This window comes from Pseudescherichia vulneris (assembly GCF_902164725.1).
Classification (GTDB): Bacteria; Pseudomonadota; Gammaproteobacteria; order Enterobacterales; family Enterobacteriaceae; genus Pseudescherichia; species Pseudescherichia vulneris.
This window is the reverse complement of record NZ_LR607338.1, coordinates 4053857-4054507: the sequence shown is the minus strand read 5'-3', so window position 1 is coordinate 4054507 and position 651 is coordinate 4053857. Positions and strand designations below refer to the sequence as shown.

General features: G+C 55.5%; 1 pseudogene. It reads right to left on the bottom strand.

Annotation, left to right across the window (positions count from 1 at the left end):
* Positions 1-139: 139 nt before the first annotated feature.
* Positions 140-651 (bottom strand): annotated as a pseudogene (locus FN633_RS16765) (glycoside hydrolase family 31 protein); the annotation flags it as partial.

The following is a 651-nucleotide window of genomic DNA, read 5'->3' as shown; positions in this document are numbered from 1 at the left end:
GGAAATGGCGGGTCAAGATCACAGCGGTTTTTTCTACAAAAAATGGTCTTCAGCAGATGAACCCATAAGCTGGCTCCACAGGCGAATCATTATCGAAATACCGGCATGCCACGAGGGCATAACCGGCTTATTTAGGGATTTACTTTACCAGCAGCGAAATCAGCGGGCTGCCTTCCCGAATAAAGAGCGGGATCGTCTCTAGTTCAGCAGGAACCGAAATACGCTGCCCGCCCTGATAGCACTCTCCCTGTAAATTGACCCACTGGTGGTCGCCCGGTAGCCAAACATCGCGCTGACGTTGACCGGCGTGCATAACCGGAGCGACCAGTAAATCACGGCCAAACAGATATTGGTCTTCCACCTGCCAGCTTTCCGCCTCGTCAGGATAGTGCCAGAAGAGCGGACGCATGAGCGGATCGCCGTGATGATGCGCATTGGCGTAAAGTTCATCAATATAGGGGCGTAGCGCCTCGCGGACACCCAGCCAGCGCTGCATGATGGCGAAGTTCTCCTCACCGTAGCTCCACAGCTCGTTGGGTGAACCGCTATCGCATTGCGGAATACCGTGGCGATAGCTTTCCGGCGGTTGGATCCGCGGCTCGCGATAGCCGTGCATACGCAGGACCGGACAGAATATACCCCGTGGACTGT